The organism is Lignipirellula cremea (assembly GCF_056501455.1).
This window is the reverse complement of sequence record NZ_CM151415.1, coordinates 2,771,409-2,795,065: the sequence shown is the minus strand read 5'-3', so window position 1 is coordinate 2,795,065 and position 23,657 is coordinate 2,771,409. Positions and strand designations below refer to the sequence as shown.

Genomic DNA, 23,657 nt, shown 5'->3' with positions numbered 1-23,657 from the left:
CCCGGACCGCGCGAGGAAACTAGTCGACCTCCGACCTCGGCGGCCGGCAGGCAGGCTCGTTCAGGCGGGCATTCTAGCGAATCGATATCGGACGATGTCGACGACGACCACGATGAATGGCGAGCGCGAGACATCAGTCTCCCGAGGTTTCGGCGCCGCGATCGATCCGGACTCGGGGGACTTTCGTCCCCCGCTCAGAGACAGCTTGGGCCTTACGTCTCACCGACCGCTCTTCGCGACGTTCTGGATCGCCGGGGTCGGCGCCGACTGCACGAAGAAGGGGTTGATCTCCGGCGTCACGACCGCCGTCTTCGTCGAACGATCCTCGGTCGGAGCGGCCGGCGCCGGAACGTCCTTGCCCGGAACGAAGAAGGGATTGGTCTCCGCCTGGGCGAGAGTCAGGGGAGCCATCTGCGGCTCGACCGGAGCGACGCCCGGCGGCAGCGCGAACGGGCTGTAGCCGTAGGGCCGCGCGACGGGGTGGCTATAATAGACGGGCGGATGCAGGGCAAAGTACGGCACGCGGTCGAACGCCTGCATCTGCCAGGCGCCGCCGTAGAGCCCGCCGAACGACGAGAATCCGCCGTAAGGGGCGAAGGGGCCGCAGGGACCTTGAGCCGACGCGGTCGCAGCCCCGCAGAAACCCGCGAGCAGAACCGCCCCAGCCGTCAGAACGTTGATTTTTTTCATCTCGGCGCCTCATCCTCGTTGCAGAATCGCTTCGATTCAGGCTAATCGGGGCGAGCGTCAGGACAACGTTTTCCGCTCGTGCGGTCGCCGAAACGCCTCGGCCCCCCTATCGGCGTCGACATAACCGGCATTTCGCGACGTTCGCTTCCCGTCATGTCCCTACCGCTCGTCCCGATCGACGTCGCTTCGCTGAAGTCGGACTTGCGCGAGCGAGCGGCAGCCCTCGGTTTCACCTCGTTCGGCGTCGCCCCGGCAGTCGTTCCGCCCGGCTATGCACGGTTCGAGGATTGGCTGGAGGCGGGCTTCGCCGGGGAGATGGACTACCTGCCGCGTCGCCGCGAGGCGTATCGCCATCCGGACTCCGTGCTGGCCGGTGTGCGGAGCGTCGTGATGCTCGGCCTCCCCTACCGGGACGCGGAAGGCGCTGCCGAAGCGGCCCGACCGGGCGAAGGTCGCATCGCCTCGTACGGCTGGGGAACGCGGGACTATCACGACCTGATTCGCGAGCGACTGAACGAGCTGGCGAAGACGCTCGCTGATCAGGCGCCGGGGGCGAGCGTTCGCGGCGTGGTCGATACGGCGCCGCTGCTGGAACGCGACTTCGCGCGACTGGCCGGCCTCGGCTGGCAGGCGAAGAACACGCTGCTGATCGACAAGCGCCAGGGAAGCTACCTGTTCCTGGCGGCGCTTCTCACCGATGTCGAGTTGCCGCCCGACGAACCGCACTATGCCCAGCACTGCGGGACCTGCACCGCCTGCCTCGACGCCTGTCCCACCGGTGCGTTTCCTCAGGCGGGCGTTCTCGACGCGACCAGGTGCATCAGCTACCTCACGATCGAACTCAAGGGACCGATCCCTCAAGAACATCGTGAGAGCACCGGCGAGTGGATCTTCGGCTGCGACGTCTGCCAGGAGGTCTGCCCCTGGAATCGCAAGGCGCCCGCCAGCGACGAGGCGGACTTTCAGCGGCAGCCCGATCGCGAGCGGGTCGATCTGGTCGAGCTGCTCGGTCTCGACGAAGCCGGGTTTCGAGAACGCTTTCGCGGCACGCCGATGAAGCGGGCCAAGCGTCGGGGACTTCTTCGCAACGCGGCGATCGCGCTGGGAAACAACCCTCGACCCGACGGCGCTGCGGCGCTGATCCGCGCGCTCGACGACGCCGAGCCGCTGATCCGCGAGGCAGCCGCCTGGTCGCTGCGGTACTATCCGGGCCAGGAGACGCGAGCGGCGCTGGATCGTCGGATCAGCGTCGAGCAGGAGGCCTGGGTCGCCAGGACGATCGGCGCTTCACGGGCCATCGTCGAAGGCGCCGGCCCGTGAACCGTTCTCCCTCACCTCGCCTCGAACGTCAGATCGGGCGGCTCAGGCAACGGGTTCTGCGCCAGCCACGCCTCCCACTTCGCGAGCGCGGCGTCGCGGTCGGCGGGGCTGGCGAACCAGAAGTTCGACGAACTGTGGACGTTCGCGGGATCGGTTCGGACCCGCTCGAACACCGCGTCCAGTTGCGAATAGCCGTAGTCCTTGGGGCTCTGCTCCGTCAGGTAGAGTAGCCAGCCCAGGGCGACGTCGCGCATTTGAATGTGCATGCGGACGTTGTTCCCGGCCTTGTCGGGCATGAACCGACTGTTGCAGATCGCATCGTCATCCAGCAGCGGCAGCAGCCTCGCCGCATGGTCCCGTCCGCCCAGCACGGCGAGCGTCTGCATCGCGTAAGGCCGCACGCTCGGAAGGATGTCGTCATCGAAGGCGCACTTCGCCGCGAAGGCGAGTCCCTGCGGCAGATCGTGCTCGATCGAAATGCGAGACTTCGCGGAGACGTCGAGCGTCGCCGAGGGGGCGAGGATCCACTGTCCGACGATCGCGCGCAGTCGCTCGCCGTTACGCTGGGGCGCCTCGAGCGAAGTCTGAAAGTACGTCTGATTCGCGAGCAGGCTCCATCCGCTGTGGGAGAACGTCCCGGCAGGATGTTCGATCGACGGATCGACCAGGACGAGCAGAAGCGTCGCGATCGATTCCACCGGGGGCGGCGACCGCAGCGGCGCCCGAGAATTGACGTGCCCGACGACCTGCTCGAACCGCCGCTTGAACGTCTCGGGGAAACGCTCGGGGTCCCGCTCGAACGCGAGCGCCAGTTCCTGTTCGGATCGCAACATCGCGACGTAGAACTCGCGGTCGGTCGGATCGCTGCCGCACAGATCCTCGTACGACGCCTGACCCAGCAGAGGACGCCCGGCTGACGGCTTCCCGTCCAGATAAAGTCCGAGCCGACGCTCGAACGTCAGGAAGCGGATCCGCTCCGTCGCCCGTCGCGCACGATGCGCGACCTCGATATCGGGGGAGAGCGTCGCTTCCTCCAGCGATGCCATCGCCGGCTCGCCCATCTCGACCAGGCGATCGAACGCTTCTTCGCGAGCTTCGTACGATGCGGCGCCCAACTCCGCGACGTACCGGGCGACGAGTTCGGCGGCGGGCCTTTCCTGCGCCGGCAGTCGGGCCGACGTCAGAGTCATCGCCGTTCCGAGACAGGCGAAAAGACATCCGCGCACGAGACGAACCGTCCGGCGCTGATTTCCGAGTGGCGAAGGCATCGCGAGGACTGGGCTCGGAAGCGTCGATGAAACGATTCGGATCGCTCGAAAGGCGGTATCGCCCGACTATAACCCCGGCGGAGGCGTCGGTCGATCGACGGATGTCGAGTCAGTTAGCGCGGCGGATCGCCGAAAGCACGAGGATACGAGGGAAAAAGGCCCGGCTGCTCAGGCTTCGCGCAGACGGCGAAGTCCCTACCCTAATGCTGACAGGCTACTGACTCCCTCTCGATCGCCTGGAACGGCATCCTCGAATCGCGTCGCAAAGGGATCGCATGAATCTCGACATTCCCTACCAGCCGAAAGACCCCGTCAGCTACCGTCCGCGGATCGGGCTGATCGGCTGCGGCGGCATCTCGAAGCATCACCTGATCGCTTACCGCAAGGGAAACTACGACGTCGCCGCGCTCTGCGACGTGCGCAAAGACGCTGCCGAGATGCGGCGGATGGAGTACTACCCCGACGCCGACACCTACGACGACTACACGGAGTTGTTGAAGCGGGACGACATCGAGGTCGTCGACATCACCGTCCACCCCCCTTCGCGTCCCCCCATCATCGAGGCCGCGCTGCTGGCCAGGAAGCACGTGCTCAGCCAGAAGCCGTTCGTCCTCGATCTGGACGTCGGCGAGCGCCTGGCCGACCTCGCCGACAAAATGGGCGTCTACCTGGCCGTGAACCAGAACGGTCGCTGGGCGCCCCACTTCAGCTACATGCGGCAGGCGATCGTCGAGGGCGTGCTAGGCGAGACGATGGCGGCCCATATGGCCGTCCACTGGGATCACACCTGGGTGAAGGATTACGAGTTCGCCAAGGTTAAGCACCTGATCCTGTACGACTACGCGATCCACTGGTTCGACATCCTCCGCGCCTTTCTGCCGGGGAAGTCGGCTAGGCGGGTCTACGCCTCGACCGCCCGGTCGCCGCGCCAGGAGATCATGCCCGCGCTTCTCGCGCAGGCGCTGATCGAGTTCGACGACGCGCAGGCGACGCTGACGTTCGACGCCGACACGCTCGCCGGCAAGTTCGATCACACGTTCATCGTCGGCACGAAGGGGATCGCCCGGAGCGACGGCCCGAGCGAAAAGGTGCAGACGGTCACCATCGCGACGCCGGACGGCGCCTGGTCGCCGACGCTGCACGGTTCGTGGTTTTCCGACGGCTTCCACGGCACGATGGCCGAGATGCTCTGCGCGATCGAGGAGAAGCGCCCCTCGACGATCAACGCCCGGGACAACCTCGAAAGCCTCGCCCTCTGCTTCGCCGCCGTGCAAAGCGGCGAGATTCACCAGCCGGTGGTACCTGGGACGGTACGAACGCTGCCGGCGTAACAGATTCGACTCTCAGAGCGCAACAGCGGAAGTATTGGCCACTCACACTGAACCTTCCGCATCGGCAACTCTCTAACTTTCCGACGACCTGCCCCTTTCGCCCACAAGGCGAATCACGGTGGGGTCCTCCGTCGCCCGTCACGATCGGGCGACTTGCTGTCGGCGAAGACGCTTTCCGCCGACTCCAGCGAACGACGCGTACGGCGAACGTCCGAGAAGCTCTCGCTCGTCAAGGGCGACCCCGCTTCAGGCGTTCGCCGTCGCGTCGGCCGGCGGTCGCTCGTTTCCGTGAGCCGATCACGTGAACGGACGTGTACCGCATGCGTGCCGCGCCCCTTCGCGCGGCGGTGCATCGCAAGTAAACTGCCGGCTTTTTCCGCGGGCTCCCCCTCCCCGTTCAAGAAACTCCCGAAAGACCGACGGTCGCTTCGACCGGGCGTTTCTCGAGACCGATACCGCTTACGCGCGGACTGAAACAATGGATCGCCCCATGCGACACGTGCTCTGCGCCGTCGTGCAGAACGTCCCCGGCGTGCTGGCGCATATCTCCGGGATGCTCGCCTCGCGCGGCTACAACATCGACTCCCTCGCCGTCGGCGAAACCGAGGAGCAGGGCCTGTCGCGGATGACGTTCGTCGTCGTCGGCGACAACCGCATCCTCGAGCAGGTCCGCAAGCAGCTCGAAAAGATCGTCACCGTCGTCAAGGTGGTCGACGTCAGCGCCCAGGACTTCGTCGAGCGCGACCTGATGCTGATCAAGGTCAAGGCGCCTCCGGGTCAGAAGCGGACCGAGATCCGCGAACTGGTCGAGATCTTTCGCGGCAACATCGTCGACGTCGGCCCCGACGAGCTGATGATCGAAATCAGCGGCAAGGAAGGCAAGATCGAGGCCTTCATCGATCAGATGCGACCCTACGGCATCGCCGAACTGGTCCGCACGGGCCGGATCGCGATGGTCCGCGCGGGCGGCGCCAACCACCGCAACACGCTCGCCCTGAAGGGGAGCTCGATCCGCAAGTACGTCGCCGACGACTCCGCGAACGCTCCCGCGGTCGAGACCAGCGAAGCGACGGAGTGACGCCAGAACCAACGAATCTGAGCGGGGGACGTGAGTCCCCCGAGTTCCTGAACTCTCGCGACGCCGCAAACCTCGGAGGACTCTCGTCCCCCGCTCAGGTGATTCGAATACGAACTACGATCGTCCCTTTCCCTCGTAACTGAAGTCATGTCCGCGAAAATCTACTACGACCAGGACTGCGATCTTTCGGTCCTCAAAGGGAAGACGATCGCCATTCTCGGCTACGGCTCCCAGGGTCACGCCCAGGCGCAGAACCTCCGCGACAGCGGCTGCGACGTGATCATCGGCCAGCGCCCCGGCAGCAAAAACTACGACCTGGCCAAGAGCCACAAGTTCGAGCCCGTCTCCGTCGAAGAAGCGACGAAGAAGGCCGACCTGGTCAACATGCTCCTGCCGGACGAAGTGCAGGGCGACATCTATAAGGCCCACGTCAAGCCGAACCTGAAGCCGGGCGCCGTGCTGATGGCGTCGCACGGGTTCAACTTCCACTTCGGCCAGGTCGAGCCGCCCGCCGGCACCGACATCATGCTGGTCGCGCCCAAGGGCCCCGGCCACCTCGTTCGCAGCGAGTACGTGAAGGGGGGCGGCGTGCCGTGCCTGATCGCGCTTGGAACGGGAGCCAGCGACCAGACTCGTAAGCTCGGCCTCGCCTACGCCAAGGGCATCGGCGGCGCCCGCGCCGGCGTCATCGAAACGACCATCGCGGAAGAGACCGAAACCGATCTCTTCGGCGAACAGGTCGTCCTCTGCGGCGGCGTCAGCGAGCTGGTCAAGGCCGGCTTCGAGACGCTCGTCGAAGCGGGCTATCAGCCGGAGATGGCCTACTTCGAGTGCATGCACGAGCTCAAGCTGATCGTCGACCTGTTCTATCAGGGCGGCCTCAGCTACATGCGGTACAGCATCTCGAACACCGCAGAGTACGGCGACTACACCCGCGGCCCCCGCATCATCACGCCCGAGACCAAGGCGGAGATGAAGAAGATTCTGACCGAGATCCAGAAGGGCCAGTTCGCCCGCGACTGGATCCTGGAGAACCGTGCCGGCGCCGCCTCCTTCAAGGCCACCCGTCGCCACGAGCGCAACCATCCGATCGAAGTGGTCGGCAAGAAGCTCCGCAAGCTGATGAGCTGGATCGATTCGAAGGAAGTGGACTGAGCCTGAGGCCACGACAAGTGATACAGTTTCGAGAAGCCCCGGCGGAAACGTCGGGGTTTCTTTCATTCTCTTCCGAGTATTAAGGACTCGATCGCGTCGCGTTCTTCAATCTTCTCTCATGGAATTCGACGAACTCTGCCAATGCGTCAAACGCATGCGGCAGCTGGCGACGTCGTTCCTCTCGATCGAAGGGTATATAGGGCTGGCGAATTATTCCTCGCCATAAGTGAGCGAAACCGTGCGGCTGTCGAGTCGCGGCCGGTTCGATCCATACCTCACACAACACTCGGAGACGATCTGCTTCTAACTGCACCAGTGGGCTTTCGTCGGAATTGTCTTGATGGAGGAGGTTACCTACCCACACTTCATAGAATCCAGAGCTAGTCTTCGCGGTTGGGGCAGATTTGCCATACTGAGATGTGAAGCGCTGCGCCGAACGGGCGTCCGATCTAAACAGAACGCGGATCGCACTAGCCCAGTCTTGTATGTCCCAGATCGAGCGCTCTAGGACCCGAAAATGGGAGCTTTCCCACGACTCCGGTTCGTACTGCTCTCGCAAGAGGCCCAAGGCGACATCGGGGGGGAGCGAATCCAATGGCTGCGGACTATCCCGGAATGATGGCGCACAAATAAGCCGACGGAGCTCCGTCTCCGATCGCCAGATCGCAAACGGCGCAAACCCATCGTTGGTAAAGACCCAGGTGTTTAGACCTCGGACTTGATCATAAGGCTCGCTGTCTTCGATGCCATATGTACTACCTCGATACCAATCTTCAGAACGCCCAAACGGAGGTCCAGTCGGCCCTTCGACAAGTAATTCTGCAAGGACATTCTTGTAAACAGACTCTATAAGGTCTTTGTATACAGGAGTTTGCCCCCATGAAATCGCATTTCGCTGCAGGTTCAGCGGGAGATTGCGATCTGGATCTTCGAAGGCGATGCTCGGCCTTCTGAACTCAATTCCGCAGTCCACGATTCGAGGGAAGGTTGTACGAATCCGGATCCCGTTGCAAATGACATTGCCGCCTTGCGGCGTCCAGCGGACCCCTGAGTAGTCGTTGGAGGGGATGCGAAGCCATGTATGGTCAGCCTCGACGTCATCCGGCAGGTGAAGGCTTTGGATTAGTGGGGAAGATTGGACTTTTCTGACTACAGAGATGTCGTCACGGCAGTACCAATCCCACTCGTCGGCTTTCGAGAGATCAGCTAGGGCTCGGGCAGCATCGTCATCGAGTTCCACGCGAATGATCGTTCCCACAGGACCGTCGACACGAGTTAGTTGAATGGCCTCGTCTTCGACGGTCGCAGTGAACCTCAGCCCTTTCGGCGAGTCGACATGGCGCGTCTCGACTTCAATGGATTTTCCTAGCAAGAATGCGGCTAGTGCTCCAACTCCGAATCGCCCGGACCTTAACACGGTCGACTGTTGATCATCATTCTCAAACTCTTTCCTCCACGCGTCGCTGTCGCGATACGAGGCCCCTGCTCTCAGAAAGTAATCGCAAACGACGTCCTCCGTCATGCCGATGCCCTGATCGCTACAGACCAACATCCATTTGCCGTCGGTTTCGTCGATCGAGACGACTACTAGCCCTTCTTGTTGCACGACGCAGGGCGTTATCCGCGGCCGCGTACTGCAATAAGCCTGCAACTCAAGTACTGCATCGCAAGCGTTCTGCATTAACTCGCGGACGCCAACCGCTGGAGAATGGTTGTACAATGGGCCGATTAGCAGCTTGAGCAGCTCTGCGTCTGCCGTGACAAATGCCGCTTTACGGGGGATATAAGAGACTCTTTTGCGGAACGCCGCTTCGTCGTCCAAATTGGAGCGAACTCGACGAATGGCTAAGCCTAGCCTCCCTAGTCGGCCGACGCGGCCGTAGGCTTCGCCGAGCACGGCCCAGCTTGCATCCAGCTCGTGCTGAATCCCGCTAAGCCAATCTTTGACCCGGAGGTAGGATTTCACGCTCGTAGGCAAGGCGTCGATCTGTATAGCCTCAGGGTCCGCGGCTGCATTCGTGACGTTCTTAACCGCTCCGTGCGCGTCCCATTCGCCCTGCGAGAGTGGACTCCGAATACTTCGTACCGCAAGAGTTTGCTTAGGAGCGCGTTCGGCCTGAATCTGCAGGTAGTCCGCGACGCGAAGGAGTGTCATCAAGAAGACAGAGTGGATATTCTGATATTCCTGGATGCCAAAGAAATTGCGGCTAAGGTAATCCATAGCACTTCGCAGCGGAAGTCCGTGGCTCCTCGCTACCACGCCGATGAGGTCAGCAATATCGGGGTCAAAACCTCGGAGTTCTATACGCTGTATCCTGGACGAAGCTGGCGCCCCGGGGACGCCGCGAATAGCAATCTCGTGAGCGAGCCTCGCATGGTGGCGACGAAGAAATTCCCCGACTAAGAACTGCTCGGATCTTGTCCAACCGGTTCGATCAAGATCGATGCGACTGACGGGACGTTCTTTTCCGAAAATCCGCTCGCGTCGCTTATCGTCAAATCGCGAGGCTTCGGCTTGGAACTCAGCCCATAATTCGGGCCAAGGACGGTCGCTGAATCCTTGCACAACGTTGTTCGGGAGGTCCGGTCGGACGAGCGCTGTGAAGCCGTCTTCCGTAAGGTGCATGCCGCAGTCATGAAGCAGCGTCGCAGCAATCAGGACGGCGATATCGTCGGGCGTAACGCTTTCCCAAGCGTCATCTGCGACAAGTGAACTTGCAGTTGCAAGTACGTCTTCGATATGTCCAATATCGTGCTTCGTATACTCTTGGAAGAAAATGACCCGGTTGTCTTTAATCCAAGGTTCAAACGCGTCAATCGACGACAAAAGCGCAGAGCGTAGCTTCGAGGTTTTCAGCCCCTCTTCCAATCGTGGGGGAATCCGCATGAGTCATCAACTGCTTTAAACGAACGGTATGCGAGGCACTCGCTGCCGCATGAAATCAGGACTGCCAGTACGAGTCTCTCGAACGGCGGCGAGGCTTGCAATGGGGCAGTCACACCCAGATACCCTTGAAGTGCCACGGAATTTCCGTGAGAACTGCTTGCCTTCGTGCGGCCCATGACCGAAACAACCGCGGCGAACAGGCTAAAAGCTCGCGTTTCAGCGTCGGCACGCGGGTTGGCCAGACCCATCGACTCGTGATCTCTCCCCATGGTTTCCGTAAGGACTCCCGTGATTCGACTCCTACTCCGGACTGCGATGGGCCTTGCTGCGGTGCTCGTCGTCAACGGCGTTCTTCATGCCGAGGAAGCTCCGGCACGCCCCAACATCGTCGTCATCCTCGCGGACGATCTTGGTTACACCGATCTCGCCTGTTACGGCAGCGGGTATTACCGGACGCCGCATGTCGATCGACTGGCGGCAGAAGGGGTCAGGCTGACGAGCGGCTATACGTGCGGTCCGAACTGTCAGCCGACGCGCGCGGCGCTGCTCAGCGGACAGTACGGCCCGCGGACGGGCGTCTATACGGTGGGGGGCATCGACCGCTTCGACTGGCGCAGCCGTCCGCTGCGACCGGTCGACAACGTCGCGAAGCTGCCGCTGGACAAGATCACGATCGCCCAGACGCTGAAGAACGCCGGCTACGCGACGGGCATGTTCGGCAAGTGGCACCTCGGCAACGACGGCGACCACCATCCGTCGAAGCGCGGCTTCGACGAGGCGCTCGTCTCCGAAGGGAAGCACTTCGACTTCCAGACGAATCCGCCGACCGACGTGCCGGAGGGCGCCTATCTCGCGGACTTCCTGACCGACAAGGCGGAGGACTTCATCCGCCGGCATCAGGAGGGACCCTTCTTCCTCTACCTGCCTCACTTCGGCGTTCACTCGCCCTTCCAGGCGAAGCCCGAGCTGATCGAAGGCTTCCAGGACAAGCCGGCCGCCGGCGGTCACCACGATCCGACCTACGCCGCGATGATCGCCAGCGTCGACGAAAGCGTCGGGCGGATCGTCGCCCTGCTCGACGAACTCTCGCTCTCGCCGAACACGGTCGTCATCTTCGCCAGCGATAACGGCGGCGTCGGCGGCTACGAACGCGAGGGGATCCAGGGGGGATCGATCACCGACAACGCTCCGCTGAAGGGAGGCAAGGGCATGCTGTACGAGGGAGGCATCCGCGTCCCCTACATCGTCCGCTGGCCAGGCAAGATCGCTCCCGGCGTCTCCGACGCTCCGATCAACTCCGTCGATCTCTACCCGACGCTGCTCGAGATCGCCGGCGTCGCAAAACCCGAGGGCTACGTCCTCGACGGGGAAAGCTGGCTCTCGCAAGTCGTCCATCCGGAGAGCGAGCAGCCGCGGCAGGCGCCCCTCTACTGGCACTTCCCGGGGTACCTCGGCGCGGGCAAGGGAACCTGGCGGACGACGCCGGTCGGCGCGATTCGCGACGGCGACTGGAAGCTGATCGAGTTTTTCGAGGACGGACGCCGGGAGTTGTACGACCTGAAGCATGACCTCGGCGAACAGACCGACCTCGCCGAAAAAGAACCGGCCAAAGCGGCGGAACTTCAGGCGAAGCTCGCCGCCTGGCGAACGGACGTCGGGGCCAAGCTGCCCACGCCGAACGATCCGCAGCAGTCGGCGCCGAAGAAGCGCAGGCAGGGGAAGAAGGGGGCGAAGACTGACGACTGACGTGGTCTCTCTCGCCGAATCGGATACGACGCAGGAGCCCTGTCGGAACCGTCAGGGCTCTTCTCGCGCGCGGGCGGCATGTGGTAGATACGGGGCATGAATCGTCGACCTCTTATTCTGCTTCTGACTGTCGGGATGACGCGGAAGCTGCTCCCCTTCGCGCCCCGTTTGAACGCGCTGGCCCAGCGCGGCTGGTCCGTCGACCTGGAAGAGGTTCTGCCCGCGGTGACGTGCAGCGCCCAGGCGACTCTGCTCACGGGCAAGCTGCCGCAGGAGCACGGCGTCGTCGGCAACGGCTGGCTCTATCGCGATACGATGGAGGTCCGCTTCTGGCAGCAGTCGAATCGGCTCCTGCAGGCCGAGCCGCTCTACACGACCGCGAAGCGACTCGCCGCGGAGCGAGGCGAACCCTTCCGTGCCGCGAAGCTCTTCTGGCAATTCAATCAGGGCGCGGACGCGGAGATCAGCGTCACGCCGAAGCCTTACTACGGCGCCGACGGGAGCAAGGCGTTCGGCATCACGGGCACGCCGGAGGGACTGACCGAACGACTCGAGCGTTCGCTGGGAAAGTTCCCGTTCCACACCTACTGGGGACCGACCGCCGGCCTCGCGAGCAGCGAATGGATCGCACGCTGCGCGGCGGACATTCTTTCGAATGAGCGGCCCGATCTGTCGCTGGTCTATCTCCCCTACCTCGACTACGACCCGCAACGGTTCGGACCGTCCGGCGCCGACATGCCTCGGCTCGTCGGACAGCTTGACCAGGCTTGCGAGCCGCTGCTTGACGCCGCGAAGAAAGCGGACGCGCGCGTCTGGGTCGTGAGCGAGTACGGACTCGTCGACGTGAAGCGGCCCATCCTCATCAACCGGGCGCTGCGCGAGGCGGGACTGCTGACCGTCCGGCCCGGTCCGTTCGGCGACGTGCTCGATACGTTCAACAGCAAGGCGTTCGCCGTCTGCGATCACCAGGTCGCCCACGTCTACGCGACGGAGAACGTCGAACGCGTGCGCGAGTCCGTCGCCGCGCTGCCGGGCGTGGCGAGAGTCTATGCCGGCGACGAACGAGCGGAGATCGGACTCGACCATTCTCGTGCGGGGGAGCTCGTCGCGCTCGCGGCGCCCGATGCCTGGTTCGCGTACCCGTTCTGGCTCGATCGGGCGGGCGAGCCCGATTACGCGAGGACGATCGACATCCATCGCAAGCCGGGCTATGACCCGTGCGAGATGCTGTTCGATCCGGAACTGATGTGGCCGAAGGGGCGTGCGATCCGCCGCTTGATCCAGAAGAAGCTCGGCTTCCGGACGCTGTTCGACGTGGTGCCCGTCGACCCGACGCTGATCCGGGGAAGTCACGGTCTCGCCACGACGGACGATCGCCCCCTGCTGATCGGCGACGGTCCGGCGCCGGGGGGGAGTTCCCTGCCGATGACCCGCGTACGGGATCTCGCGCTGCAGGCTCTCCTCCCGGAGTGACCGGCTGAAGATCCCGGCGCTCAAGGAACGTCAACGGCGCCCGACGCCCCTACGACCGATACCTTCCCGCCGATCGCGATAGGCGGAGCGGCTTCGGCGAACCGCGTCGCGCGACGGCCGGGACGACCGGGCGTCTGGCGAGTAAGGTGGAGCAGTTCGACGGCTGGACAACTTTCCCCGCTCCGTTCGCCTGCCAGGGCCGCTCCTCTGAACGCACTCGATTCCCTCCTGCTGGGCGCGGCGCTGCATGTCCCCGTGTACGGGAAGCGGCTGCGCGGGTTGATCGCCGCGGCCGAACAGGGCGAGCGGCTGGCGCGAAAGCTGAGCGAACCGGTCGTCCCCTCGCCTGACGAACCGACGCTGGCGTTCGCGCCGCCCGGGCACTTCTATTCGCCCATCCCGTCGCCGCTGGAGATCGAGAAGCACGCCGCGCGGCTGTTCGATCGATCGCTAGAAGAGATCCCGGGCGTCGATCTGGCGATCGACGAGCAACTCGCGCTCGTCGAAGAATTCGCCGGCTACTACGCGGAACAGCCCTTCACTGCGCAGCCGGAGGACGGCCGACGCTTCGGCCTGCGGAACGGCTTCTTCGAATACTCGGACGCCTTTTTCCTGTACGGCATGATGCGGAAGGCGAAGCCGAAACGGATCGTGGAAATCGGCTCGGGCAATTCCTCCGCCTGTATGCTCGACGTGAACGAGCTCTTCTTCGAGAACGCGATCGACCTGACGTTCGTCGAGCCCTACGCCGACTCGCTGCGCAGCAAGCTGAAGCCGGGCGACGAAGAACGCATCAGGATCGTGGAACGGCCGCTGGAAACCGTCGGCCTGGAACTCTTCTCGTCGCTGGAACCGAACGACATCCTGTTCGTCGACTGCTCGCACGTCGTGAAGGCTGGCAGCGACGCGCAGTACCTGTTCGCGGAGATCCTGCCCGCGGTGAAGCCGGGGGTGATCGTCCACGTCCACGACATCTTCTACCCCTTCGAGTATCCCCGGGAGTGGATCGCCGAGGGGCGCTACTGGAACGAGGCGTACGTGCTGCGATCGTTCCTGCAGTTCAACTCCGCCTTCCGGATCCTCGCGTGGGTCCACCTGCTGTGGGAACGCTTCCCCGAGCGGCTCTTCGCCGCGATGCCGCTCTGCCGGGAGAACTGCGGCGGCAGCTTCTGGATGGTGCGAACGCGCTAGGCCCGCACGGGCGCGGCGGCCAGAAAAAGTTCCGGGTGAATCCTCTAGATTTCCGGAAAAGGCGCCCCCATGGGTCGATAGCGCGCTTGCATGCGCTATGCGGGATTCCTACCATGCGGAGACTGCTCTTTTCGCTACCTCCTCATTCTTCTCCTCGAAAGGCCTCGCTATGCGCCTTCCTCGTAGCCGAGGGTTCACCCTCGTCGAACTTCTGGTCGTGATCGCGATCATCGGCGTGCTGGTCGCCCTGCTTCTGCCTGCCGTCCAGGCGGCCCGCGAAGCCGCGAACCGGTCGAGCTGCAACAACAATTTGAAGCAGATCGGCATCGCCATGCACAACTACCACGATACGTACAAGGCGCTGCCGCCGGCGTACATCTTCGTCAGCGGCGGCGGTCAGCCGGAGTGGGGCTGGGCGGTCGCGATCCTTCCGTTCATGGAAGAGGGGCCGCTGTACGACACGCTCCGGGCCGACACGCTGCGTCTGAACCAGGTCTACCGTGCGGGCGCCCCGGCGGCGGATCAGGCGTTGCTGCAGACGGTGATCGAAGGCTATCGCTGCCCCTCGGACGTCAGCCAGAAACTCGCCAACAGCGAGAATTTCGGCGGCACCAATCACTTCCGCGTCGCGAAGTCGAACTACGTCGCCTGCGTCGGCTACGCCGGCTGCCCCTCCACGACGTCGCAGTGCCCCGTGAATACGGTCGATTCCCTCGGCATGTTCTTCGGAAACAGCTACCTCAACTTCGCCGACTGCATCGACGGCCTCTCGAACACGCAGATGGTGGGAGAGCGCAACTACGAGAGCAAGGCGGCCACGTGGGTCGGCGCCGGCGCCAACAACAGTTACGGAGCCAACGGCACGCTCCGGACCCTCTTCCGCGGCACGTTCCGCATCAACTTCGACTTCGGAGCCGCCGGTCAGCCGCAGAACTGGGGCAAGGGACAGGCCAGCTCGCACCCGGGCGGCACCAACATCCTGCTGTGCGACGGATCGGTCCGGTTCCTGACGGAGACGGTCAATCCGACTTCGATCGTGCTGCCCCTGACGAACCGAGCCGACAACACAGCGTATTCGCTGCCGTAACGCGTCCGTCGCACGCTGCCTGAAGCCCGCGGATCCCGCGGGCTTTCTTTCGGATCGGTCGGATCTCCTCAAGGAAGCGATATGGGACGAAGCCTCTTCGTCGGACTGGCGTTCGCAGGACTGCTGACCTCGCTGGTCGGCTGCGGCGAACCGATGGGTACTGTCTCGGGCACGGTCAAAATGGACGGCCAACCGAAGCCAGGCATTCAGGTCGAGTTCTATCCCGTGGAGGGCGCCGGCGGAAGCGCGCTCGGCACGACCGACGACACCGGAAAGTACGCCCTGCAGTATCCGGGCGGTAAGACCGGCGCCCCTCCGGGCGAATACGTCGTGCGTCTCTCAGGCGTCGAAACCGACGGAGCCCCGCCGCTGCAGATTCCGCCCCGCTACAACGCGGAGAGCGAGCTCAAGAAGACGGTCGAAGCCGGCACGAACGTCATCGATCTGGAAATCGAATCGAAGTAGAAGAAGCGAGACGCTTCGACGATTCCGCAAATCCCAACGACAAAGAGGCAGATCGAATCGATCTGCCTCTTTCGCGTTACTGCCGTATAGATCTCGGAACCTACTTCTTCAGTTCCGATTCTTCGTCATGCTCGGCAGTCGGGATCTCGCTGCCGGCGACGGCGTGAGCGACGGCGCTCGTGTCGTCTTCCTCGAAGTCACGCGACTGGTCGACGAACTTCGCTTCCTCCTGGATCAGGTCGATCACGCGACCTTCGACGATCTGATTCCGCAGGGCGTCCATCATGCCGCGGCTTTCCAGCCGGGCACGCAGGCGGCGAGCCGATTCCTTGCGGGAGGCGGCGATGGTCGCAATCTCGCGATCGTAGTCCTCCGCTTCCGGCTCGATCTTCTCTTCCTCGGCGATCCGCTCGAGGATGAAGTGCTCCTTGAGCGACGCCTGCGTGTGAGCCAGGCTCTCGCGACGCAGTTCGTTCTCGCGCTTGGTGATCTCCTCTTCGGAGAAGCCGCTGGAGCGGAGTTCCAGAACCGCGCGTTCCAGTTCCCGGCGGAACTGGCGTCGCAGCAGATCGGGCGGCAGTTCCCAATCCGCCGATGCCGTCAACGACGCCGAAATCTGCCGGCGGACGCTCTGGCGCTGGAAGTAGGCGACCTGGCGGCGGATTTCGCTCTCGACCGCCGCGCGGACGTCGTCGAACGACTGGTAGTCGCCCAGCGATTCGAGCAGTTCCGCCGACTCTTCGGGAACCTGTACGGTCAGGACTTCCACGATGGTCAGTTCCATCGTGACGGTCTTGGCGCGAACGGCGGCGTTCTCGGCGTCGGGGCTGATCTGCACGTCGGCAGTGACGACGTCGCCCGCCTTCTTGTCGGCGACCAGCTTGTCGAAACCTTCGACCAGAACGTCGCTGAAAGCGAGCTTTGGACGAACTTCGATCCGCGCCCGCTCCAGCGTCGAGAGGGTCTGCCCCTCGGCGGTGAAGCGCACGTCGGCCAGGATCCGGTCGCCGATCTCGGGCGAGCCGTCCTTCGGCGCCAGCAGGCCTCGCTTCGCGAGCAGACGCTTCACGGCGCGATCGGTCTGCTTGGCGATTTCTTCTTCGCTCCAGACCGGGCGCTCGATCTTCAGGCCCTTGTAGGAGGGCAGATCGAAGTCGGGTCGGACCTCCAGGTCGAACTCGAACACCATCGGTCCGTCATCCGGGAGGATCACGGCGTCGAGGTCGAAGTTCGGCTCGCTGATCGCCGAGAACGCCTGCTCTTCGTTGATCTGCTGCAGGCTGTCCATCAACAGGCGGCTCTTCGCCTGGCCGACGATCTCGTCCTTGAAGCGGGCCTGAACCAGCTTGCGGGGAGCCTTTCCGGCACGGAACCCGGGCACCTCGGCGCGCGGGATCATTTCCTTCTGCAGGACGTCGAGATATCGCTCGACGTCTTCCCGCGCGATGGTGACCGTGACGTGACGTTCGCAGGCGCTCTTCTTCTCGACTTGAACGTCCAGTCCGAGCTTCGCGACGGCTTCCGATTCCTGCTCGTCGCCGATGACCTCTTGATCCTCAGCCATACTGACTCCGCGATTCTCTAGAGAATCGTTTTCAAGGTCCTGAAACTTGTCGGAACGCTCGAATTGTCGAATACGCTCGACGAAGTTCGCTCGTTGACTACGTTCTGACAGATCTTTCGAACAACGACGAACGAAGCGCTGGAAGGCGTGCGATTCGTCGCGACGGCGTGAAGACGCCGCGAACTCCGTCCGCTGGGGCGGGTCGGAGGGAAACGGTGTTTTATAGGGGCGTCTGAAAGGGCCCGCAAGTACGCGCGACCTGCCGCAGTCGGACTGCGGAGGAGCTTAGAATAAAGCGAACGGGGGAAGACCCCGCCGCGTAAGCCCCGGGCGGGAACGGAGCGACCGAATTCGACGGTCGTCGAACGCCACGCTGCCGACGCGCACGAAAAAAGCGATCGTCCGGCCAGGGACGTGCCTGGAGGACGATCGCTCGCGAGAGCGGGTGATGGGATTCGAACCCACGACAACCACGTTGGCAACGTGGTGCTCTACCAACTGAGCTACACCCGCGTCGTTCGATTGCGGAGTGATTATAGAGATGCCAGAGGGACATGCAAGGCCGGACGCGGGTTCGCGCCGGCAAAATTAAGATCCGCCTAATGCGGGGGGCGCCGCCCTAACAGGCCGCGATAAGGCTGTCCATACACCGCTGAATGAACTATCCTACGTTTCGCGCTGATCTCGTCGTTTTCGCACGAGTCCGCGCCATGCCGTCCTGGTCCGGCAGCTAACGGTTCGAATCATGCGCATCAAACTGGTCGTCGTCGGCGGAGAGGTGAAACCTTCCGAATTCGCCGTCACGCTTCCTATCGTCATCGGACGCGGAAAGGAGGCTTCCTTCCCGCTGCTCCATCGATTGGTGAGCCGCGCGCACTGCCGGCTGTACGAAGAGGGCGACAAGGCGTTCGTCGAGGACCTCAAATCGCTCAACGGCACGTTCGTCAACAACCGTCGTATCGAGGAACCGACGCCGCTTGCGTACGGGCAACTTCTGACCATCGGCGACGTGACGTTTCGCCTGATGCAGGACGCCGGCGCCGCGAAGGCAGCGGCCCGTGCGGAAACGTCCGTCCCGGAGGAGACGGAGGCGACCGTTCACGCTCCGACGGCGCGACCTGCGATGCCGGACTTCACCGTATCGGCGGACGAAGAAATCCCGGCAGGTGAACTGGTCGACGAAGGAACCGAGGCGACGCCTGCGGTCGCATCGGAAGGCGCCGTTCCGACGCCCGCGCCGTCGGGGATTCCGAACCTTCCGAAATTCGCTCCTCGGCGCCCCCGATTCTGAGCCGCCTGCGTGCGTACCTCGGCGCTACGTTCGCCTGAGCCTGCGCATCGAGATCATCGCGGCTGCACATTAAAAAAGGGGCGCGGCAGGAATAGCCGCGCCCCTTTTTTCGTGATGTCTTCGACGTCGCGGGGATGCCGATGCGATCCAAGGCTGTCCGATCAGAGGCCGGGGCCGATCTTGAAGACCTTGCCGGAGCCGGCGGCTTCGAGGCCTTCCTTCGCTCCCTCGGCGCCTTCAGCGGCCGAGCCGATGGCGGTGACGTACAGCGAGCCGTCCGGACCGAAAGCGAGGGCCGTCGGCTTGTCGATCGCCGCGATCTTCTTCGGTTCGATCGACTGCTCTCCGCCGTCGTTCTTGGAGACCAGTTGGAACAGGCCACCCTGGCTGGCGTCCATCCACGCGAAGTCGACCGCGTAAAGCTGACCCTTCGGGCTGTAGGCGACGCCCGCGATGTCATGCAGTCCGCTGGCGAGGTTCATCAGCAACTCGCCCGACTTCGGGTTGTAGAAGCTGAGCTGCGAATCGTTCGGAAGATTGATCTCGCCCATCTGACCGACGACGATCTCGCCGCGCGGGCTGATGGCGATGCCGACAGGAGCGTCGACCTGGACCGCTTCCTTCGTCGCGATGAAGCGGGTGAACGGGCCCCGCTTCGAGCCGTTGAGCGCGAGCTTGCCCACCCAGCCCTTGGTATCGTCGCCGTTGGCGGTGACGTAGACGCCCGAAGCGTCGGCAGCCAGCGCGTAGTAGTTGCCTTCCGGCGGAACGTCGCCTTCCTGGCCCAGTTCGTACGTTTCCGTCGCCTGATCGGCCTTCAGCGGCTCGGTCTGCTCGTCGGGCAGTTCGAAGACGTAGAGTTTGTCCTGCTGATCGGGATATCCGCCGCCGCCGACGACCAGGGTCTTCTTGTCGAGGAAGTGCAGCCCGAGGGGACCGATGACGTACTTGGGTCCCTTGCCGTAGATGTCCTCGCCGAAATTGACGATGACGTCCTCCGCCTTGCCGTCGACGATGCGGACGACCTTGCTCGCGCCGCTGTCGGCGACGTAAAGCGTTCCCGTTTCCGGCTGAAACGCCAGGCCCGTGGGGTTGGAGAGCCCCTCGAGCAGGGTTTCTACCTTCGGTTCCTGCGCAGTCGCGACGCTCGACAGAGCAATCACGCCGGCGCAGCAGGCGACGGCGATTCTTCGGATCAGCATCAATTCTCTCCCTGGTTTCGGAGTTCGAGGATTCGTGTCGGTCGACCGGCCCGGTCTCGTCGCTTCGCGATTCGCTACGGAAGCTTCGGCGGCTCGACCAGCGGGTAGTCAGGGCTCGCGAGCCCCTCTTTCATGAACGTCACGAGATCGGCGACTTCCTGATCGCTCAGGTTCAGTTCGAAGATCTCTTCGTCGAGGTACTCGTTCGGCGTGCCGCCCTTGTTGTAGTGCTGCACCGCTTCCTCCAGCGTGGCGAAGCGACCGTCGTGCATGTAGGGCGCGGTCCGCGCGATTTCCCGCAGCGTCGGCGTCTTGAACGCGCCCGTATCGCCGCCGAGTTTGGACACCACGAAGCGTCCGAGGTCGGGGTTCGGATCGTCCATGCCGACGCCGATGTTGTGGAAGGCGCCGTCGGAAAAGTGGGGTCCGGAATGACAGGCCGAGCAGTTCGCCTTGCCGAAGAAGAGCGCGCGGCCGCGTTCGGCTTCCGGAGAGAGCGCCGACTTGTCGCCCGCCTTCCAGCGATCGTACGGCGCGTTGCCTGAATTGATCGTGCGCTCGAACGCCCCGATCGCCTTGGCGATGTTCTGCTCGGTCAGGCCGTCGGGAAAGACCGCCGCGAAGCGTTCTTTGTACTCAGGGGTCTCGGCCAGGCGGGCGACGACGTCGCCCAGCTTCATGTTCATTTCGATCGTGTTCTGAATCGGACCGAGCGCCTGCCCCTCGACATGCAGGGCCCGTCCGTCCCAGAACTGGAACGTGAAGTAGCCTGAGTTCAGAATCGTCGGGGAGCTGCGCCCGCCCTTCTGGCCGCGTACGCCGCTCGCGAAGCGTTCGCCGTTGGACCAGCCCTTGGCCGGGTCGTGGCAGCTCGCGCAGGAGATCGTGCGATCCTCCGACAGGCGAGGATCGAAGTAGAGCAGCTTGCCGAGCTCGACCTTCTCGGGCGTCAGGCGGTTGTCCTTCGGCTCCACGATCGGCGGCAGACCGAGCGGAGCGGCGAACGCGGCGGGTTCTTGTCCGCCGACGGGCGCCGCGGTCGAAATCGTGAGACAAACGACGACGAGCGAGCCGAGAGCGGCGAAGCGGCAGCGATGGAAACGCGACTTCATGGCAGACCGGAGCGGTGGAGGCGGGAACGTGCTTGCCGTGCAAGCGCCTGCGACGGATCGCTGATCGCGCGCGGCTCGAACGGCGGAAGAAACCGGCGTTCCCTGAGCCTGGAATGCAGAAGACAGGGGATGTCCGGGTTCGACGATTCTACCCTAACGAAGCGGCCGTCGCCAAAGAGGGGGTAACTTGGGGTAAGCGAACGCGGATCCATCACGGCAGGTTCGTTGGTCCAGCGTTTGCTTTATACGCACGAGGAATCGAGAGCCAACCTCCTTCGACGCCAACTTCTCAGGACCCATCATGGACGCCAGAAAACTCGACCAGTATCGGGAACGACTTCGCGACATCGCCGGTCGACTCCAGCGGGACGCCCTCTCGATCGAGGAAGAGGCCTGCGGCGCCAGCGGCGGAGACAACGCCGGCGAACTGAGCCATGCGCCGCTTCATCTCGGCGACCGTGCGACGGACGAGATGCTGGTCGATCTGAACGCCACCTACCTGGAGAACGAAACGAAGCTCCTCCAGGACGCTCTCGCCGCGCTGCGACGCATCGACGCGGGAACCTTCGGCGTCTGCGAATCGTGCGGCAAGGCGATCGCTTCGGCGCGACTCGACGCGATTCCAGCCGCCCGCTTCTGCATCGAGTGTGCAAAGAAGGAGGTGGATATCCGCCCGAACGTCGACATCGGTCGCCCTCATGGCCCCCAGGACACGCTGCAGCCGGAAGGCTCGATGAACGAGCGAGGCGACCGCGAAGGGAGCCTCTTCTCGGAAATGTCGGGGCGATCCCGCGACCGCGACGAACAGTCGGATCGCCACGCGACCGGCACGGCAGGCGGCGGGACCGCGTCCGGCGGACTCGGCGGCACCAACGTGGGGCGCGGCGATCCCGACGTCGCCGAGCTCTCGAACGCGCACGCGAACGGCGAATCGGACCTGGACGAAGCCTACGAAGAATCCGGCGACGACGATCCACGGTCGGGACGAGCGGGCGGCGCCGTCGGAGGGACGCCCGCCAACAAGCGAGGCCGGTCGCGGGAGTGATCTGGCTCGGTAATGCTCCTCCGCTCTTCGACAGACGCGGCTGGGGAGGCGATAATCGGAGAATCGCTGCGGGAGCCGCCAGATCGGCGCCCGCGCGACGAACGACGTTCGTCGCCTCATCCTCCGACGCGGAGTCGCCCCATGCGGATCGCCTCGCTGTACCCGAGCGGAATCGCTCTCCTCGTCGGCGCGGCCCTGCTGTCGCTGGGATCCTTCGACCGGCGTTCGGCCGCGCAGGAACCTGCCGCCGAAGGAACCCCCGCGACCGACGCGGCTTCGAATCCGAAGGCTTCGAATCAGGACGTCGAGCAGGACGTACGCAAGCAGCTTCGCCGGCTGGACGCGGATCAACTGGCCGATCGCGTCGCCGCGGAAAAAGCGCTGATCGAACTCGGGCCCGGCGCTCTCGACTATCTGCCCGAGATCACCCCCGCGACGTCGGCGGAGATCAAGGAACGACTCAGCCGCGTCCGGACGGCCCTTGAACGGCTGGCGGTCGCTCGCTTCGTCGAGCCGTCGCCGGTGACGCTCTCCGGAACCATGACCGTCGAGGCGGCGGCGCTGGAACTTCAGAAGCAGACGGGCAACGCGCTTCGCGATCTGGGCGAGTCGGCCTCGCGCGAGGTGACCGTCGAGTGGGATAAGACCCCGTTCTGGGTCGCCTTCGATGACCTAACCGAACAGGCCGACCTGAGCATCAACCCGTTCGGTGGCTACGAGGGCGAGCTTTCGCTGCAGGTCCTCGAGGAGGCCAGCGACCTGGCGCCGATCCGGGCGTACGCCGGAATCTTCCGCGTCCAGGCGATCCGCGTGCAGTCGGCGCGAAACCTCGTCGCGCCGGGCGCCGACAATCTTCGGACCACGATCCAGATCGCGTGGGAGCCGCGGCTCAAGCCGATCTCGATCTCGCTACCGCTCGACCGCATGTCCGCCACGAGCGAAGACGGCGAGGAACTCTCCTTCTCCCGCGAAGGCGTGCTCGGCGCGCCCGCTCTTTCCGGCGTCTCCACGATCGACCTGGACGTGCCGATGCAGTTGCCCCCCCGATCGGTCGAATCGATCGCGACGCTCCGCGGCACGCTGATCGCGACTCTGCCTGGTCGTGTCGAACAGTTCGAGTTCGAAGATCTGGCCGAGGCGCGTGCGGCGGAGAAGACGCGTGCCGGCGTGAAGGTCGTGCTCGAACAGGTTCGCAAAAATCAGGAGCTCTACCAGGTCCGCATCCGCGTCGAATTCGACGAAGCCTCCGGCGCCCTCGAATCGCACCAGGGCTGGATCTACGAAAACAAGGTCTGGATCGAGACCGCCGACGGCACGAAGCTCGAACCCCTCACGTTCGAGGCGACGCGGCAGGACACGAACCTCGTCGGGCTCGCCTACTACTTCGACCTGGAGAAGGGTCCGCAGGGGGCGAAGTTCTTCTACCGCACCCCCGCCTCGATCGTGAGGCGCGAACTGCCGTTCGAACTGAAGAACATCCCGCTGCCGTAGCAGCCTCGACCTCGCCGGAGGCAGCGAAATACAAGCAGTGAAGATCGTCGTCTGGCAGGAAGGCGACGACTGGCTGGGTTACCTACAGGAGTATCCGGATTATTGGACGCAGGGCGACTCGCTCGACGACCTACACGCGCATCTGAAGGATCTGCACTCCGACCTGTCCGCCGGGGCGCCTGAGGTAGTTTGAAGGCGTCGGGGGACTTTCGCGAAACCCAGCCGATGCATCGCGAGTACGCGGGGTACGGGGCGACTCGA

The 23,657-nt window shown here is 63.9% G+C and carries 19 protein-coding genes and 1 tRNA gene; 13 read left to right on the top strand and 7 right to left on the bottom strand.

From position 1 onward, the window contains the following. Positions 1–219 precede the first annotated feature (219 nt). Positions 220–690: a hypothetical protein gene (locus tag SH602x_RS10980; protein WP_479476831.1), complete on the bottom strand. Its 471-nt coding sequence runs from the start codon at positions 688–690 to the stop codon at positions 220–222. A 153-nt stretch (positions 691–843) separates the two neighbouring features. On the opposite strand from SH602x_RS10980, the gene queG reads away from it, so the two are divergent. Next, a complete protein-coding gene (gene queG, locus SH602x_RS10975; RefSeq protein ID WP_479476830.1) occupies positions 844–2,010 on the top strand; it encodes a tRNA epoxyqueuosine(34) reductase QueG in 1,167 nt (388 codons plus the stop codon). 11 nt (positions 2,011–2,021) lie between these two features. Here queG and SH602x_RS10970 read toward each other — a convergent pair whose 3' ends face one another. Further along, complete coding sequence (locus tag SH602x_RS10970; protein ID WP_479476829.1) at positions 2,022–3,200, bottom strand: hypothetical protein; 1,179 nt, start codon at positions 3,198–3,200, stop codon at positions 2,022–2,024. Positions 3,201–3,553: 353 nt separating this feature from the next. Between SH602x_RS10970 and SH602x_RS10965 the strand changes: the two genes are divergently transcribed. The 3 genes from SH602x_RS10965 (at position 3,554) to ilvC (ending at position 6,842) form a co-directional block, all read left to right on the top strand. Beyond that, positions 3,554–4,609, top strand: coding sequence for a Gfo/Idh/MocA family protein (locus SH602x_RS10965; RefSeq protein WP_479476828.1), 1,056 nt, complete (start codon positions 3,554–3,556; stop codon positions 4,607–4,609). A 490-nt stretch (positions 4,610–5,099) separates the two neighbouring features. Further along, positions 5,100–5,687, top strand: coding sequence for an acetolactate synthase small subunit (gene ilvN / locus SH602x_RS10960; RefSeq protein ID WP_479476827.1), 588 nt, complete (start codon positions 5,100–5,102; stop codon positions 5,685–5,687). A 147-nt stretch (positions 5,688–5,834) separates the two neighbouring features. After that, positions 5,835–6,842 carry a ketol-acid reductoisomerase gene (gene ilvC / locus SH602x_RS10955; protein ID WP_479468408.1) on the top strand — a complete coding sequence of 336 codons (1,008 nt, stop codon included), beginning with the start codon at positions 5,835–5,837 and terminating at the stop codon, positions 6,840–6,842. Between the two features lie 79 nt (positions 6,843–6,921). Here the strand turns inward: ilvC and SH602x_RS10950 are convergent, their stop codons facing one another. Then, complete coding sequence (locus tag SH602x_RS10950) at positions 6,922–9,711, bottom strand: HD domain-containing protein (RefSeq protein WP_479476826.1); 2,790 nt, start codon at positions 9,709–9,711, stop codon at positions 6,922–6,924. 333 nt (positions 9,712–10,044) lie between these two features. Here SH602x_RS10950 and SH602x_RS10945 point away from each other — a divergent pair, with 333 nt between their 5' ends. The 5 genes from SH602x_RS10945 (at position 10,045) to SH602x_RS10925 (ending at position 15,691) form a co-directional block, all read left to right on the top strand. Then, on the top strand, positions 10,045–11,475 hold the full coding sequence (locus tag SH602x_RS10945; protein WP_479476825.1) for a sulfatase: 1,431 nt from the start codon (positions 10,045–10,047) through the stop codon (positions 11,473–11,475). Positions 11,476–11,571: 96 nt separating this feature from the next. Further along, positions 11,572–12,948, top strand: a complete 1,377-nt coding sequence (locus SH602x_RS10940; RefSeq protein WP_479476824.1) for an alkaline phosphatase family protein — start codon at positions 11,572–11,574, stop codon at positions 12,946–12,948. 255 nt (positions 12,949–13,203) lie between these two features. Then, complete coding sequence (locus tag SH602x_RS10935; protein WP_479476823.1) at positions 13,204–14,139, top strand: class I SAM-dependent methyltransferase; 936 nt, start codon at positions 13,204–13,206, stop codon at positions 14,137–14,139. A gap of 169 nt (positions 14,140–14,308) precedes the next feature. Next, on the top strand, positions 14,309–15,226 hold the full coding sequence (locus SH602x_RS10930) for a DUF1559 family PulG-like putative transporter (RefSeq protein WP_479476822.1): 918 nt from the start codon (positions 14,309–14,311) through the stop codon (positions 15,224–15,226). A gap of 81 nt (positions 15,227–15,307) precedes the next feature. Then, positions 15,308–15,691, top strand: coding sequence for a hypothetical protein (locus SH602x_RS10925; protein WP_479476821.1), 384 nt, complete (start codon positions 15,308–15,310; stop codon positions 15,689–15,691). Positions 15,692–15,791: 100 nt separating this feature from the next. On the opposite strand, the gene tig is transcribed toward SH602x_RS10925, so the two are convergent. Further along, entirely contained in the window at positions 15,792–17,255 is a 1,464-nt protein-coding gene (gene tig, locus SH602x_RS10920; RefSeq protein WP_479476820.1) for a trigger factor, read from the bottom strand. 440 nt (positions 17,256–17,695) lie between these two features. Next, positions 17,696–17,768 (bottom strand) — tRNA-Gly (locus SH602x_RS10915). A 232-nt stretch (positions 17,769–18,000) separates the two neighbouring features. Here SH602x_RS10915 and SH602x_RS10910 point away from each other — a divergent pair. Next, on the top strand, positions 18,001–18,546 hold the full coding sequence (locus SH602x_RS10910) for an FHA domain-containing protein (protein ID WP_479476819.1): 546 nt from the start codon (positions 18,001–18,003) through the stop codon (positions 18,544–18,546). A gap of 161 nt (positions 18,547–18,707) precedes the next feature. Here SH602x_RS10910 and SH602x_RS10905 read toward each other — a convergent pair whose 3' ends face one another. Together SH602x_RS10905 and SH602x_RS10900 are read right to left on the bottom strand one after the other, a co-directional pair. After that, positions 18,708–19,748, bottom strand: coding sequence for a ScyD/ScyE family protein (locus tag SH602x_RS10905; RefSeq protein WP_479476818.1), 1,041 nt, complete (start codon positions 19,746–19,748; stop codon positions 18,708–18,710). A 74-nt stretch (positions 19,749–19,822) separates the two neighbouring features. Further along, positions 19,823–20,860 carry a cytochrome-c peroxidase gene (locus SH602x_RS10900; RefSeq protein WP_479476817.1) on the bottom strand — a complete coding sequence of 346 codons (1,038 nt, stop codon included), beginning with the start codon at positions 20,858–20,860 and terminating at the stop codon, positions 19,823–19,825. Between the two features lie 301 nt (positions 20,861–21,161). On the opposite strand from SH602x_RS10900, the gene SH602x_RS10895 reads away from it, so the two are divergent. From SH602x_RS10895 to SH602x_RS10885, 3 genes are all read left to right on the top strand, one after another. Beyond that, positions 21,162–21,905 carry a TraR/DksA family transcriptional regulator gene (locus SH602x_RS10895; RefSeq protein WP_479476816.1) on the top strand — a complete coding sequence of 248 codons (744 nt, stop codon included), beginning with the start codon at positions 21,162–21,164 and terminating at the stop codon, positions 21,903–21,905. 141 nt (positions 21,906–22,046) lie between these two features. After that, positions 22,047–23,396 (top strand): hypothetical protein, encoded by a 1,350-nt coding sequence (locus SH602x_RS10890; protein WP_479476815.1) that lies wholly within the window; start codon positions 22,047–22,049, stop codon positions 23,394–23,396. A 37-nt stretch (positions 23,397–23,433) separates the two neighbouring features. Beyond that, positions 23,434–23,589 carry a type II toxin-antitoxin system HicB family antitoxin gene (locus tag SH602x_RS10885; protein WP_479476814.1) on the top strand — a complete coding sequence of 52 codons (156 nt, stop codon included), beginning with the start codon at positions 23,434–23,436 and terminating at the stop codon, positions 23,587–23,589. Positions 23,590–23,657 lie beyond the last annotated feature (68 nt).

What these genes read in the sequence shown, in the direction of transcription:
- SH602x_RS10980 (WP_479476831.1), bottom strand. Translation starts at nt 690, where the DNA reads ATGAAAAAAATCAACGTTCTGACGGCTGGGGCGGTTCTGCTCGCGGGT.
- queG (WP_479476830.1), top strand. Translation starts at nt 844, where the DNA reads ATGTCCCTACCGCTCGTCCCGATCGACGTCGCTTCGCTGAAGTCGGAC.
- SH602x_RS10970 (WP_479476829.1), bottom strand. Translation starts at nt 3,200, where the DNA reads ATGACTCTGACGTCGGCCCGACTGCCGGCGCAGGAAAGGCCCGCCGCC.
- SH602x_RS10965 (WP_479476828.1), top strand. Translation starts at nt 3,554, where the DNA reads ATGAATCTCGACATTCCCTACCAGCCGAAAGACCCCGTCAGCTACCGT.
- ilvN (WP_479476827.1), top strand. Translation starts at nt 5,100, where the DNA reads ATGCGACACGTGCTCTGCGCCGTCGTGCAGAACGTCCCCGGCGTGCTG.
- ilvC (WP_479468408.1), top strand. Translation starts at nt 5,835, where the DNA reads ATGTCCGCGAAAATCTACTACGACCAGGACTGCGATCTTTCGGTCCTC.
- SH602x_RS10945 (WP_479476825.1), top strand. Translation starts at nt 10,045, where the DNA reads ATGGGCCTTGCTGCGGTGCTCGTCGTCAACGGCGTTCTTCATGCCGAG.
- SH602x_RS10940 (WP_479476824.1), top strand. Translation starts at nt 11,572, where the DNA reads ATGAATCGTCGACCTCTTATTCTGCTTCTGACTGTCGGGATGACGCGG.
- SH602x_RS10930 (WP_479476822.1), top strand. Translation starts at nt 14,309, where the DNA reads ATGCGCCTTCCTCGTAGCCGAGGGTTCACCCTCGTCGAACTTCTGGTC.
- SH602x_RS10925 (WP_479476821.1), top strand. Translation starts at nt 15,308, where the DNA reads ATGGGACGAAGCCTCTTCGTCGGACTGGCGTTCGCAGGACTGCTGACC.
- tig (WP_479476820.1), bottom strand. Translation starts at nt 17,255, where the DNA reads ATGGCTGAGGATCAAGAGGTCATCGGCGACGAGCAGGAATCGGAAGCC.
- SH602x_RS10910 (WP_479476819.1), top strand. Translation starts at nt 18,001, where the DNA reads ATGCGCATCAAACTGGTCGTCGTCGGCGGAGAGGTGAAACCTTCCGAA.
- SH602x_RS10905 (WP_479476818.1), bottom strand. Translation starts at nt 19,748, where the DNA reads ATGCTGATCCGAAGAATCGCCGTCGCCTGCTGCGCCGGCGTGATTGCT.
- SH602x_RS10900 (WP_479476817.1), bottom strand. Translation starts at nt 20,860, where the DNA reads ATGAAGTCGCGTTTCCATCGCTGCCGCTTCGCCGCTCTCGGCTCGCTC.
- SH602x_RS10895 (WP_479476816.1), top strand. Translation starts at nt 21,162, where the DNA reads ATGGACGCCAGAAAACTCGACCAGTATCGGGAACGACTTCGCGACATC.
- SH602x_RS10890 (WP_479476815.1), top strand. Translation starts at nt 22,047, where the DNA reads ATGCGGATCGCCTCGCTGTACCCGAGCGGAATCGCTCTCCTCGTCGGC.